Source organism: Nonomuraea sp. N2-4H (genome assembly GCF_045291505.1).
Lineage (GTDB): Bacteria > Actinomycetota > Actinomycetes > Streptosporangiales > Streptosporangiaceae > Nonomuraea > Nonomuraea fastidiosa.
The window spans coordinates 3887910-3900749 of record NZ_CP147987.1; the positions used below are offsets into that span (position 1 = coordinate 3887910).

Below are 12840 nucleotides of genomic sequence, written 5' to 3' on the forward strand. Positions count from 1 at the left end.
GTCGCGGACGGCGGGCTGCGCGGGCTGCGCGGGCTCGGCGGGTGAGACCTGCTGGGGTGCGGTGAACAGGGGGTCGCGACCGCGGTGCCGAGCAGGGCGGCCGGTGAGCGCACGGAGAACCTCCGGGGTTCCGGCTCGACGGTGTTGCGGGGGGCGGAGGGGTGCTGGCAAGGGTTGTCGCGGATGTCGATACGGCCGGGCGGCCGGGTGCGAGGTCCCGGCCGCCCGGTGGTCATTCCCGGTGTTACGGCTCGCGGTAGTCGGCGGCGATGCCGATGAGCGAGATCAGACCGGCGGCGAACTCCATCGCCTCGGCGTGGCCCTCCTCGAACGGCGGCTGGAAGCCCACGCCCTGCCAGCTGCGCGTCTCGGCGTTCCACAGGTCGGCGCCGACCTCGAAGTCCCAGCCGTAGATGCCGTGGTCGTACCAGAGCTCATCGGCCGAGTTGCCGGCCGCCGAGTACAGCACGTCCGTCACCGGCCCGGTCTGCTGCGGCCAGATCACGGTGCCGCGCTCGGCGGCGATGGCCTTGAGTATCGTCTCGGACGAGCGTTCGAAGAACTTCTCCTCCTTCGGCGTCGGCCTGGGCAGGGTGAGGCGGCCGTCCGCCTTGTACGCGCCGGGCGGCCACATGAAGTAGCCGCCGTAGCTGTGCACGTTCATGGCGAACTTGATGTTGCGGAACCGCTCGGCCAGCCAGATGACGTTGCGGCTCTCCGGCTCGGAGTGCTCGGCCGGGCCCGCGTACGTGCCGCTCTGGCAGTTGCCCGAGGCCCCGAAGTAGCCGTCGTGATGGGAGCCGACGGCGTAGTTGCGGTTGACGTCCACGCCCCACTGGTTGCGCAGCGCCGGATCGGACTGCTCGGGCGGGCAGTGGTTCGTCATGTTCTTCCGCTGGGAGTTGAAGTCGTAGAAGCTGTAGTTCGCGCCGTCGGGGTTGACGGTCGGCACGATGAAGATGTCCGTACGCTCCAGCAGCCGCCGGGTCGCCTTGTCCCCGGCGTAGTTGCGCAGCAGCCGCTCCGCCGCCTCGATCGTGACCAGCGGCGTCACCCACTCGCGCGCGTGCTCCTGCGCGTAGGCGAGCACGCCGGTGCGCGAGCCGTCGCGGCGGGTGCCGATGCGCAGCGCCAGCACCTCGGCGGGCTTCCTGGAGACGTCGGCGGGGGCGCTGAGGAAGTCGTCGAGCTGGACGGGCGGCGTGGGCGCCATGACGCCGGCCCCCGGGTCCGTACGGTAGCGCGACGCCTTCAGCGGCAGGCCCGGCGTCGCGTTGATCGCGGCGACCACCTCGGCCGCCGTGCTGACCGGCTCGCCCGCGTCGTTCGTGGCCAGGCTGACCGTGACGAGCTTGCCGTCGAGCGACACCCGCAGCGGGCTGCCCGGCGTGCCCGGGGCGACCAGCTCGACGGACAGGTCGTTGCCGCCCTCGGAGCCGTAGGCGTTCGAGGTGATCACGATGGCCTTGTCCGGGACGGTGCCGATGAGCGCCTGGGCGTGGCGGCGGTAGCCGTTCGTCCGGTACGGCAGCGTGATGATGTCGGTGAGCTCGGGGAACTGCCGGTGCAGCGTCTTGATGCGCTCGTTGAGCTGGGCCGGCGGCATGTACTGGGTGATGAAGTCCTTCTGGTAGCCGCGGCCGTGCTTGCCGGGCCGCTCGCCGTCCGGCCACTCGCGCACGCGCGCGTCGGCCCTGCCGCCGCCGGTCGAGGTGACGGTGATCTTCTGCGGCTGCTGGTCGGCCGGGACCGGGGTGCTGAACTGGTGGCCCAGGTACGCGCCCGCGTCCACGTACGCGACCATCTCGGCCCTGCCCGCCGTGCCGCGCTTGCCCCGCCACTCGACGGTGAGCGTGGCGGCCTGTGCGGCGCTGCTCGACGCCTCCACGGAGAGGAAGTAGCCGTCGCGCGACTTGTACCAGACCGCCCGCTCGATCACGACCTGGTCGCGGCCTTGCGCCGGCCGGGAGTCCTTGTGCGTCCTGGCCGGGCTCGCCTCGCCGGCGGGGGCCGCGCCGAGCGTGCGGAACTCGGCAAGCTGGGTCGGGGTGACGACGGCGTCCACCTGGACGCTGCCGTCGGGTTGGGGACGTACGCGTTCGGTGAGGTCGGCGCCGGACGCCACCAGCCGCTCCATGACCGCCCGGTCCGGCACGGACAGCGTGACCAGCGAGACCGCCTCGGGATCTGCCAGGCCCGGCGACCGCGGGAACGGACGGCGCCGCCCCGGATAACGCCGTGGCGGCGATCAACAGGGCGACTGCGGACGCCCGTAAACCACGCATCTGGACCCTCCTGGATCTTGCCGTATGGGGCTCATTGAAAGCTGACAAATCACAACAAGCAAGACCCAGGAGGGCGCGGAAGCCGATCACTCCTGCCGATGACGCAGGTGAGCGGCACGGCGGCTCACCTGCGTGAGGGCCTCAGGGCGGTGGCTCGGGCCGGCGTCCGCCCCGCCGGACGCGCGGCCACCCGAACCGTCCGGAGCGGTGGTCAGCCGTTCTGGCGGGCGAGCTGGGCCACGCCGGAGCGCGGCGACGACAGCACCGGCACGCCGGCGTCACCCGCCTGCTCCACGATGCGGGCCATCGACGCCTGCGCCAGCACCACCACGTCCACCTGCCCGGCGAGCTTCGCGAAGCCCTCGAGGACCAGCGCGTCATGACGGGCCGCGTCGCCGCCGCGCAGCGCCTCGAACGCGCCCTCGCACAGGTGCGGCACCACCTCGCGCGCAACCTCGCGGCGGGCCGCCGCCCGCTCGACCGCCCGCGTGGTGGGGCCGAGCGTGGAGGCCAGCGTGGCCAGCACGCCGATCCTGGCGCCCGCCCGTACCGCCTCGTCCGCCATCGGCTCGTCGATGCGCAGCACGGGCAGCTCCGCGTACGGGCGGGCCCGCTCGGCCGCCTCCCCGATCGACGAGCACGTCACCAGCAGCACGCCCGCGCCCGACTCCTTGGCGTAGGTGGCGTAGGCGATGAGGCGGCGCAGCACGTGGGGCGGCGGGTCGCCGGCGGCGATGGTGTCCTGGAGCAGGCTCTCGTCCACGAAGTTCAGCACCCGGGCACCGGGACGTACCTCCTTGGCCAGGGTGGTGAGCGAGGTGGCGAGCGCGGGCACGGTGTGCAGCATCGCGACGGTGTCCTGAGCGCCTGCCCGGCGAGACGTCCCGGTCGCGGCGTTCTGACCGCAACCCCTGTCCAGCGTCCCGGTGTCGTGCGCGCCTTCCCGGCGCGGCGTGCCGGTCATCGGGCGGTCCAGGGGCGGGCGTGCTCGTCCACGATCGCGGCCAGCCGCTGCAGCCTCGGCACCGACGTGGTGCGCAGATCGGCGGCGAGGTCCGCCGAGCCGACCAGGTCGCTCCAGACGGCCCGCCCGGCGAGCATGCCGGACGCGCCCGCGCGGCACGCGGCGCGGACCGCCGCCGGGAAGTCGTCCCGCTCCACGCCCTGCGACAGCACCACCCAGGGCACGGGGATCACCGCGTCCAGCGCGGCGCACTCCTCGACCAGCCGTTCCTCGGGCGCGGCGCCGCCGAGCGGAACCTGCGCCTTGTACAGGTCGGGACGGAGCCCGGCCAGCTCCCGGGCCGCCTCCCTGATCGCGGCCGGCCCGTCGAACTCCGCCTCCTTGCCGCGGGCGGGCTTGGCCACCCCTTCCAGCACCGACAGCAGCCCGGCCGCGGCGCACCGCCGGACGAACTCGGCCGCCGTCTCCAGCCGCCGCTCCCGCTCGTCGTCGTCCCGCCAGATGAGCAGCAGTTTGGCCGCCACCGCCCCCAGCTTGCGCGCCGCCTCCATGTCCACGCGGTCGTCGATGCCGGTGTCCTCGACGGGCCCGTCGGGGTCCTGCTGAAGGCTGTCCACGGCCACGATCAGCCCGCCGGACACCGTGCCGGCTTCGGCCACCTGCTCGAACCCGTAGTCCTGGTCGATGAGGAAGCCCGAGGCGTACGGGCCGAGCTCGCGCGCCACCGTCAGCTTGAACTCCCGCAGCTCGTCGTCACCGGCGCGCCGCCCCGTCGCGGCGGTGAACATCTGCCTGAGGCTCTCGCGCTGGTCCATGGCGACCATGGCGAACCCGCCCGATGGGCGGGCGAGCAGGTCGAGGGTGGGCTGGTCGGCGGTGGTCATGCGTGCTCCCGTTCGGGTGATGGGTGGGTCTTCCGGCTGGTACGGGCGGTTCGCGCCGCGGGCTCGGCCGGGCAGGTCGCGTCCTGGGCTCTGGCCATGAAAGTCATGTCGCGGCCTCGGGCAGGAAGGTCTGAGTCCTGGGTCATGGCGCGGCCCTGGACAGGAAGGTCTCGTACTGCGGGCGGTAGGCGGCGCGCAGGCCGGGCTCGTCGGAGTGGCGTTCGCGGGGCAGGACCGGTACGTCGGCGAGCGAGCCGCCCGCCCGGCCCGCGATGAGGGCGGCGCCCGCGCAGACCGCGTCGCGGCAGCGGACGATCTCGACCGGCACCGGCGAGACCGCGGCCTTCACCCGCATCCACGCCGGGATCCTGACCTGCCCGCCGAAGACGGCCAGCCGTTCGGGGACGGCTCCCGCCACGGCGGCCAGCTCGTCGAGCATCCAGCGCGCGTGCAGGCAGGTGCCCTCGACGGCGGCGGCCAGCAGCTCGCCCGGCCCGTGCGCGGCATCGAGCCCCGCCAGCACCGCCCGCCGACCCCGGTCGGGCGCCGGCGCCACTCTCCCCCTCAGGTACGGCTCCACGACGATGCCGGTCGGCAGCCGCACGCCGTCGAGCAGGACGGGCAGGTCGTCATACCCCTTGCCGCCGAGCAGGCGCAGCGCCCAGTCGAGCATGGCCCCGCTGGTCGGCAGGCCGCCGACGAGCACCGTACGCTCGCCGTCCAGCGCCGGGTCCGCCGTGACGCCCAGCGCGATCCCGGTACGCGGGTCGGGTGCGCGTTCCGCCGGCACCATGAGTGCTTCGGCGGTGCCGAGCGAGTCGGCCACGTCGCCCGGCCGCCGTACCCCGGCGGCCCACGCCCCCACCGCGTGGTCGTGGCCGGCGATCACCACCGGCGCTCCGCGCCGTACGCCGGGCACGTCCACGACCAGCCCGCCGACGGGCTCGGCCGCGCCGATCACCGGCGGCAGCCGGTCGCCGTCCAGCCCTGCCTCGGCGATCAGGTCCGCGTCGTAGCGGCCGGTCCGTACGTCGTAGGCGAGGGTGCGCGCGGCCAGCGTCGCGTTCGTGCGCAGCACTCCGGTCAGCGCGTACGCCACCGCCTCCGGCGCGCCCGCCCACCAGCGCATGGCCTTCAGCACCCCGGGCTCGTGGCGGCGCAGCCACAGCCACTTCGCCAGCGGTGCCTTGGCATCCGCCCAGCGGCCGGCGGCGGCGTAGAGCGTGGCGTCGTCCAGGCCCAGCTCGGCGATCTCCGCCGCGCCGCGCGGGTCGTTCCACCAGATCAGCGGGGTGAGCGGCCGTCCCTCCGCGTCGAGCGGTACGCCGGTCTCGGCCATGCCGGCGATCCCGATCGCCTCCGGCCCGCGTCCCGCCCGCTCCGCGCACTCCCCGAGCGCGTCCGTCACGACCTTGACGAGGGCGGGAAGGTCGGACGGCGTCTTCCGCCGGACGCAGGCCACCTCGCCGCCCCGGCCGTCGAAGAAGCCCACCTTGACGTGGGTGGTGCCCACATCGATCCCGGCCAGCAGCCCGTTCGGCGTCATGTTGTCACTATAAATCCATAAGTTGGCGGAAAAGTGCCAACTTATGGTGCATCATGGCCACATGCCCGCCACCCGCCCCGGCGACCAGAATGCCCCCGACACCGCATCCGCCCCCCAGGTCGTCCCCACCACCGCATCCGCCCCCCAGGGCGTCCCGACCTCCGTTTCCGGCATGCCCGCGGACCGGCAGCCCGACCCTGGCCTGCGTTACGGGTCCGCGCCCGGGAGACGGGCCGCGATCCTGCGCCGCGTCTCGCGCGACGGCTACGTCTCGGCCGCCGACCTGGTGGACGAGCTGGGCGTCTCCCCCAACACCATCCGCCGCGACCTGCAACGCCTCGCGAGCGACGGCCTGATCAGAGCCGTGCGCGGCGGCGCCACTCCGGCGGACGCCACGGCTCTGCCGTTCTCCGACCGCTCGATCCAGGCCGCCGACGCCAAGCGCGCGATCGCCGCCGCAGCCGTACGCCACATCGAGCCCGGCACGACGGTGGCGCTCGACTCGGGCACGACCACGCTGGAGATCGCCAAACTGCTCCCCGCCGACGCCGACCTCACCGTCGTCACCCACTCGCTGCCGGCCATCGCCGCCCTCGCACCCCGGCCGGACATCACCCTGATCGGCATCGGCGGCCAGTACAGCCGCGACACCCGCTCCTTCGGCGGCCCGGAGAACCTCGCGGCGCTGGAACACCTGGGCGTCCGCACGCTGTTCCTGGCCGCCACCGCCCTCGACGAGGCCGGCGTGTACGGCGCCACCCCTTACGAGGCCGAGACCAAACGCCGCCTGATCTCCATCGCCCGCGACACCATCGTGGTGAGCGACGCCCGCAAGTTCGAGCTGAGCGCCCCGATCAGGGTCTGCACCTGGTCCGCCGTCACGCGCCTCATCACCGACGCCCTCCCCGAAGGCTTCACCCTCCCCGTTCGCACGACCCTCGCCCCCTGACCCGCTTCCACCTGCGCGGGGCGACGGGCGACCGGCCACGCCCGGACCAGGTGGCCGGCTTCCCGCTTCCTCCTGCACGGGGGCCGATGACCGTAGCGGCGCACGCGTGGGTGTGGAGCGGCCGGAGGCGCGGCGGCCCCGCCGACCAAGCGGCGACCGCCCGGGGCGAAGAGTCCCGGGGCCACCTGCGGAAGTAACAACCCTACGACGGCGCGGGGAGAGCAGCAGTGACCCCAGGCGCAGCCACCGAGCACCCCCGCCAAGCACTGCGACCACGCGGGGCACCTCCCCTGTGCAGCGCCCCAACACCGCCCGACCTGCGCAACCACCGAGCCCGCCCCGCCAAACACTGCAACCACGCAGGGCACCTCCCCTGTGCAGCGCCCCAACACCGCCCGATCTGCACAGCCACGAGCACCGCCCCGCCTGCGCAGCGTCCGCGCGGCGCAGCCGGGGGCAGACGGGTGCCTCACCGAGCCGAACGTAGCCCAGGGACGCGCCCAGGCGCTGATCCGGGTCGGCCATCGCCTCGAAGTTCTGGGCGCACCACGTGATGACCTCAAGGTAGCGACCGGCGGCCCGATGCAGCGCGCCGGTGACGGCGGCCAGCGCCGTCACGCTGCCGTAGAGCTACCGCAACGCCCCTGCGCTTGACGGCGGCCTGGCCGCTCCACGGGCAGACCATGCCGGTCCTGCGCCCGCAGCCGCAGCGTGTAGGCCAAGACGTCGGGCCAGGCTTTCGCATCGTGCTCCGATCAACCGGGGTTGCCAGCCCCTCCGAAGATCGTCCGCACACTCGCAACCTGCGACTGTCAGCGGGATCGCCGCAGCCGGTCGAGGCCGCATGCTGCGGCTGAGCAGGCCGTGGCGACGATCGCCGCGATCGCAAACGGACGGCGGCCAGAGGGCACGGCGACCGTCGCAGTACGAGGCGGGCGGCGGTGACGCCCCCGATCTCAAGCGATGGCGCAGGCGCCCTGAGCTCAAGCGACGGTGCTGGCACCCCCCGATCGCGCGTACATCACAGCGCCGCACAGCGGTCCTCCCCACCCTCCCACTGAACGCTTTCAAGGTGGTTCACGACCTCGGCCGCCCCCGCCACCCCCTATATCACCTGGCGAAACATGCCCTTGACAAACCTCACAGTCCCCAATAATCTCCAGCCAAATTTAATCGATTCAATGAGCGGAGCTCGTCACGATGAGACCCCCCAGCAGCATCCGCCGCGCCATGGCCGTGGGCTTAGCCGCACTCATGTGCCTGCCCATGACCCCCTCCCCCGCCACCGCCGCCTCCGCACCACAGGGCGAACACCGCCCGGGCCCGCGCCTTGAGCATCTCGATCGGGGCCTGGTGGCGGCCTCCACCAGCGAGGGCGTGTTCCTGAGCTGGCGACTGCTCGGCGACGAGGTCACCGGGCACGGCCCGAACGGCATGACGGGCACCGACTTCCGCGTCTACCGCGACGGCCGTCCGATCGCCACGGTGACCGACAGCACCAACTACCGCGACCCTGCGGGCACGTCCCGCTCCGAGTACCGGGTGGCGCCGATCGCGAGGGGCCGCGAGGGCCGGAAGAGCCCTGCTGTCAGGCCTTGGCTTAAAACGTTTTACAATCTCAAGCTGCGCAAGCCCGCCGACGGCGTGACCCCGGCGGGCGAGGCGTACACGTACGCGGCCAACGACCTGAGCGTGGGCGACGTGGACGGCGACGGCCAGTACGAGTACGTGGTCAAGTGGGAGCCGTCGAACTCCAAGGACGTCTCGCAGCGCGGCTACACCGGCAACACGTACCTCGACACCTACGAGCTGGACGGCACCCTGCGCTGGCGGCTCGACCTGGGCGTGAACATCCGCTCGGGCGCCCACTACACGCAGTTCCTGGTCTACGACTTCGACGGCGACGGCCGTTCGGAGATGATGCTGAAGACCGCCCCGGGCACAAAGATCATCCGGTACGGCGCCAAGGGCCAGGTCGTCTCCGAGCGCTACATCACGATGCCGCGCGAGGACCGCAAGGCCGGGTACGCCCACACCGACGACTACCGGATGAGCGCCGCCGACTACTTCGACCACCTGGCGGCGATGTTCACGAAGTGGCATGAGCATCCGGAGGTCGTCGCCGGGCGCTGGCCGAAGACCATCGAAGAGGCGCTCGGCATCGAGCCGAAGTACCGGTACCCGCTCTCCAAGGCCGACGCGGAGGAGCTGGCGACGTACTTCATCGACGTCTACGCGCCCTCCCGCAGCGGCAACAACCGGCTGCGCGAGTTCGCCGGCTTCGTCCTCACCGGCCCCGAGTACCTGTCGGTGTTCGACGGCGCGACGGGCCGCGAGCTGCAGACCGTCCACTACAAGCCGGGACGCGACGACGACGGCCTGCTCTGGGGCGACTACGCGATGGCCAGGATCGAGCCGGGCAACCGGGTGGACCGCTTCCTGTCGTCGGTCGCCTACCTCGACGGCCGGCGCCCGTCGGCGATCTTCGCGCGCGGCTACTACACCCGCACCACGCTGGTCGCCTACGACTGGGACGGCAGGCGGCTCAAGGAGCGCTGGTACGTCGACAGCGGCCACGCCCCAATGACGAACCCGTTCAACGCCTCGCCGCACGGCGTCCCCGGCAGCAACCCGAAGTACGCCGACCTGACCACGCAGGGCTTCCACTCGATGGGCGTGGCCGACGTGGACGGCGACGGCAGGCAGGAGATCGTGTACGGCTCCGCCACCATCGACGACGACGGCGACCTGCTGTACTCCTCCTTCGACGTAGCGCCGCCGCAGAGCAACGTGCCGGGCCAGAACGTACGGCTCGGGCACGGCGACGCCATGCACGTGGGCGACTTCGACCCCGATCATCCCGGTTTGGAGATCTGGACCGTGCACGAGGGCGGCTCGTGGGCCCCGTACGGCTGGGCGCTGCGCGACGCCGCCACCGGCGAGGTGATCCACGGCGGCTACAGCGGCGTGGACACCGGCCGCGGCATGGTCGGCGACATCGACCCGGGCATCCGCGGCCTGGAGATGTGGTCCTCGATGCCGCCGGACCAGGCGGTGCAGGCCGGTCTGTGGTCGGCGCGCGGCGAGTACCTGGGCAGGAACACCCCCGGCACCAACATGAGCATCCGCTGGGCCGCCGACATGACCACGCAGCTCGTCAACGGCACCGCCACCGACGTCCTGCAGACGCCCACCATCGACGACCACCGCAGGGGAACGCTGCTGACGGCCGAGGGCACGCTGACGAACAACTGGACGAAGGGCAACCCTGGCCTGGTGGCCGACGTCTTCGGCGACTGGCGCGAGGAGCTGCTGGTCCGTACGGCCGACAGCAGCGCGATCCGCATCTACGTCAGCACCGAGGTGACCGACAGGAAGCTGTACACGCTCATGCACGACCCGCAGTACCGGGTCGACGTGGCCAGGCAGCAGACGGGCTACAACCAGCCGGCGTACCCGAGCTTCTACTTCGGCTCGGACATCGACTGGTCGAAGGTGCCCGTACCGAACCTGCGCTGACACCCGCATGAAACACCAGCGCTGACGCTCACATGAGACGCCGACACCGGCCTCCCGCATGAAGCGGCGATGCCGACGCCCGCGTATCACGGCGACGCTGACGTCCGTGGGAAACGCCGAAGAGGGCGCTCCGCCCGATGGGAGCGCCCTCTTCGATGACGTCTGATGGCCGGCCTTACCGGGTGGCAGGAACCTTGACGGACACCTGCTGGATGACCGGGTTGTCGTCCTTCTCGGCCCAGGCGCCGGTGGAGAAGGCCACGGGGTAGCTCTTCTTGCCGACCCCGTCACCCCACTTGGTGATGATGTAGTCGACCTTGATGTGGCCCTCGCCGTTGACGCCGTCGACGCCCAGCGTGCGCGGGTTGAACGTGCCGCCGGTCAGCTCGGCGAAGGTCTTGGCGTCCAGGTCGAGCATCACGCCGCGGTTGGACGGGGCGCCGGGGCCGCGGTCACCCACGAAGAAGGGCAGCTTCTTGCCCTTGTAGATGACGTAACCCTCGGTCATGAGGGGCCAGCTCGGGCTGGCGGCCAGGCCCTTCTGCATGGGCTTGCCCGCCGCGGGCAGCCCGGTGTCGCCGGCTCGGCCGGAGGCGTCGTCCCAGAAGTAGGACGCAGTCGTCGAGCCCTTCAGCACCCCGCGCTGCTCGACGCCGGTCCCGGCGTGAGCGGTGGACGCGCCGACGGTCATGGCCGCGGCGGCGGAGGCGGCGAGCAGGGCGACAGAACGCAGGCGAGCAGACATAGGAAAATTCAGGTCCTTTGTTAGGGGACGGGAACTTTGCGCTCGTCGGGACGTACGTAGCCGGGCAGCACGCCGTACAGACGCTACGTGGAGCGCAGCGGGAATCCGCGTGGATCGTGGGATCCGAAGAACCGAGGCAGGCCCCGCCTCTCTTGGTCAGGCGCGGGTCACTGCTCGGTGACGTCTACGACGCTACCTCTTAAAACCGGACATTGGCAAACATATCGCCACGAAACCGGCATAGATCTACCTTGTGGGTAAAGCATCAGGTCACGTCGCTGCGGAGCACTCGCAGGGTCCCCACCACGGCAGGGACGACGATCCAGACCGTCACAGACGCCGCCAGGCGCGCCAAATCGCCGCCTGTCACGTCGCCGCTCATCAGAACGTCGCTGGTGGAGTTGAGGTCCAGCCACTGTGCCATGGCTTTACCTCCCTTGCCAAGTTGACCGACGAAGCTCCACACCATAGGGCTGACCAGGTAGATCACGATCGCGGCCGGGGCGTTCAGCACCAGCAGCCCCAACGCCAGGCCCTGGGCGGTCACCAGCACCATCGTCGCGATCCAGCCCAGCAGCTCGTACGGCTCGAGCCGCCACGACGCCTCCACGCCCGCCACGGACGCCGCCACCGCCGTCACCGGCAGCGCGACCAGCACCGCGAGGACGCACGCCAGCGCGGCCGCCACCAGTACCGGCACGCACTTCGCCACCAGCACCCGCGCCCGTCTCGGCTCCAGGGTGAACGTGGTCAGCGCCGTTCGGTGATGCCACTCGCCGGTGATCGACAGAATGCCGAGCACGGGCAGCAGAATCCCGAACGCCGCCCCCGCCGTCCCGGCCAACGTGAACAGGTCGGCTGTCCCCGTCACGACGCCCCGGCCGGCGACGAGCGCGACCGCGACGACGACCAGGACGGCGGTCATGATCCGGCTGGTCCGGGTATCGAGCAGCTTCCGCGTCTCAACTCGCAGCAGGGTGCCGAACGTGCTGCGCTGCCAGGTTCGTGGGGCGATGTGGGTGGTCATGAGCAGCTCCAATCGCTATGGGTGCAAGGGGTGGTTCTGTCGGTGGTGGGGGTGAAGAAGTAGGGGGAAGAAGGGGCGAGCCACGCTCAGCCGTCTGGCCAAGCACCCGCCAGCCGTCTGGCCAGGCACCCGCCGATCGTCTGGCCAGGCAACCGCCAGCCCCTCCGGCCTAGAAGCCGCCGAGTGGAAGCCGTCGCCAACGCTTCACGAGTGCCGCCTAAGTGCAGCCGCGTCACACACGCGTTGCGTCCGATGGCCAAGTGGCAGGGCCACGGCCGAGCGCGGCCCTTCGCGAGCGACCGCTGAGCGTGCGGGTGCTGTGTCACGTGGGGTCGTCCGGCCAGGCCAGGCGCTGCCCGAGCGCATCCTTCGATGGCCACTTCGCGGGCGACTACCAATTGCGGCCGCCCCGCAAGCGCTGCACGGGCGACAGCTCAGCGCCTGACGGACGACAGTCGAGGGCAGTCGCGTGGGGACGCTTCGCGGGCGACACCAAGTGGCGAAGCGACGACCAACTACGACCGCCTCACAGGCACCTCACAGACAACACCCGAGCACACTCACGCCGGAAGGCTCCGCGGGGCAACACCAAGCGCCGAAACGACGACCGATGACAGCCGCCCCGCAAGCACCTCACAGACAACACCCGAGCACACTCACGCCGGGAGGCTACGCAGGCAACACCAAGCAGCGAAACGACGACCAACTACGACCGCCTCAAGGCGACGGTTGAGCGCACTCGCGCCGGGAGGCTCCGCGGGCAACGCCAAATTGGCGAGCGACGACGACCAACTACGGCCGCCTCACAAGCGCCTCACGGACGGCTATCGAGCGCACCCTGCGTAAGGACGCTTCGCGGACGACGCCGAATGGCAGGGAAACCCCCAACGTGGCCGTGTCTCGATGACCAGATGCAGCGCC

The 12840-nt window shown here is 71.6% G+C and carries 8 protein-coding genes; 2 read left to right on the forward strand and 6 right to left on the reverse strand.

Annotated features, from left to right (window positions below):
• Positions 1–244: 244 nt before the first annotated feature.
• The 4 genes from WBK31_RS18085 to WBK31_RS18100 all read right to left on the reverse strand — a co-directional run bounded on the left by WBK31_RS18085 (position 245) and on the right by WBK31_RS18100 (position 5679).
• Positions 245–2155, reverse strand: coding sequence for a M14 family zinc carboxypeptidase (locus WBK31_RS18085; RefSeq protein ID WP_406675278.1), 1911 nt, complete (start codon positions 2153–2155; stop codon positions 245–247).
• A gap of 341 nt (positions 2156–2496) precedes the next feature.
• The gene (locus tag WBK31_RS18090; protein WP_378788440.1) at positions 2497–3249 is read right to left on the reverse strand and encodes an aspartate/glutamate racemase family protein; all 753 of its coding nucleotides are present in this window, start codon (positions 3247–3249) and stop codon (positions 2497–2499) included.
• Positions 3246–4133, reverse strand: coding sequence for a hypothetical protein (locus WBK31_RS18095; RefSeq protein ID WP_364052639.1), 888 nt, complete (start codon positions 4131–4133; stop codon positions 3246–3248). Before WBK31_RS18095 ends, WBK31_RS18090 begins: the two co-directional genes overlap by 4 nt.
• A gap of 142 nt (positions 4134–4275) precedes the next feature.
• Positions 4276–5679: an FGGY family carbohydrate kinase gene (locus WBK31_RS18100; RefSeq protein ID WP_364052642.1), complete on the reverse strand. Its 1404-nt coding sequence runs from the start codon at positions 5677–5679 to the stop codon at positions 4276–4278.
• 61 nt (positions 5680–5740) lie between these two features.
• Here WBK31_RS18100 and WBK31_RS18105 point away from each other — a divergent pair, with 61 nt between their 5' ends.
• On the forward strand, positions 5741–6628 hold the full coding sequence (locus WBK31_RS18105) for a DeoR/GlpR family DNA-binding transcription regulator (RefSeq protein ID WP_406675279.1): 888 nt from the start codon (positions 5741–5743) through the stop codon (positions 6626–6628).
• A 1230-nt stretch (positions 6629–7858) separates the two neighbouring features.
• A complete protein-coding gene (locus WBK31_RS18110; RefSeq protein ID WP_406675280.1) occupies positions 7859–10147 on the forward strand; it encodes a rhamnogalacturonan lyase in 2289 nt (762 codons plus the stop codon).
• Positions 10148–10322: 175 nt separating this feature from the next.
• Here the strand turns inward: WBK31_RS18110 and WBK31_RS18115 are convergent, their stop codons facing one another.
• Together WBK31_RS18115 and WBK31_RS18120 are read right to left on the reverse strand one after the other, a co-directional pair.
• A complete protein-coding gene (locus WBK31_RS18115; protein ID WP_364052648.1) occupies positions 10323–10892 on the reverse strand; it encodes a hypothetical protein in 570 nt (189 codons plus the stop codon).
• Positions 10893–11157: 265 nt separating this feature from the next.
• A complete protein-coding gene (locus WBK31_RS18120) occupies positions 11158–11931 on the reverse strand; it encodes an ABC transporter permease (RefSeq protein WP_406675281.1) in 774 nt (257 codons plus the stop codon).
• Positions 11932–12840 lie beyond the last annotated feature (909 nt).

What these genes read in the sequence shown, in the direction of transcription:
- WBK31_RS18090 (WP_378788440.1), bottom strand. Translation starts at nt 3,249, where the DNA reads ATGACCGGCACGCCGCGCCGGGAAGGCGCGCACGACACCGGGACGCTG.
- WBK31_RS18110 (WP_406675280.1), top strand. Translation starts at nt 7,859, where the DNA reads ATGGCCGTGGGCTTAGCCGCACTCATGTGCCTGCCCATGACCCCCTCC.
- WBK31_RS18095 (WP_364052639.1), bottom strand. Translation starts at nt 4,133, where the DNA reads ATGACCACCGCCGACCAGCCCACCCTCGACCTGCTCGCCCGCCCATCG.
- WBK31_RS18100 (WP_364052642.1), bottom strand. Translation starts at nt 5,679, where the DNA reads ATGACGCCGAACGGGCTGCTGGCCGGGATCGATGTGGGCACCACCCAC.
- WBK31_RS18105 (WP_406675279.1), top strand. Translation starts at nt 5,741, where the DNA reads ATGCCCGCCACCCGCCCCGGCGACCAGAATGCCCCCGACACCGCATCC.
- WBK31_RS18115 (WP_364052648.1), bottom strand. Translation starts at nt 10,892, where the DNA reads ATGTCTGCTCGCCTGCGTTCTGTCGCCCTGCTCGCCGCCTCCGCCGCC.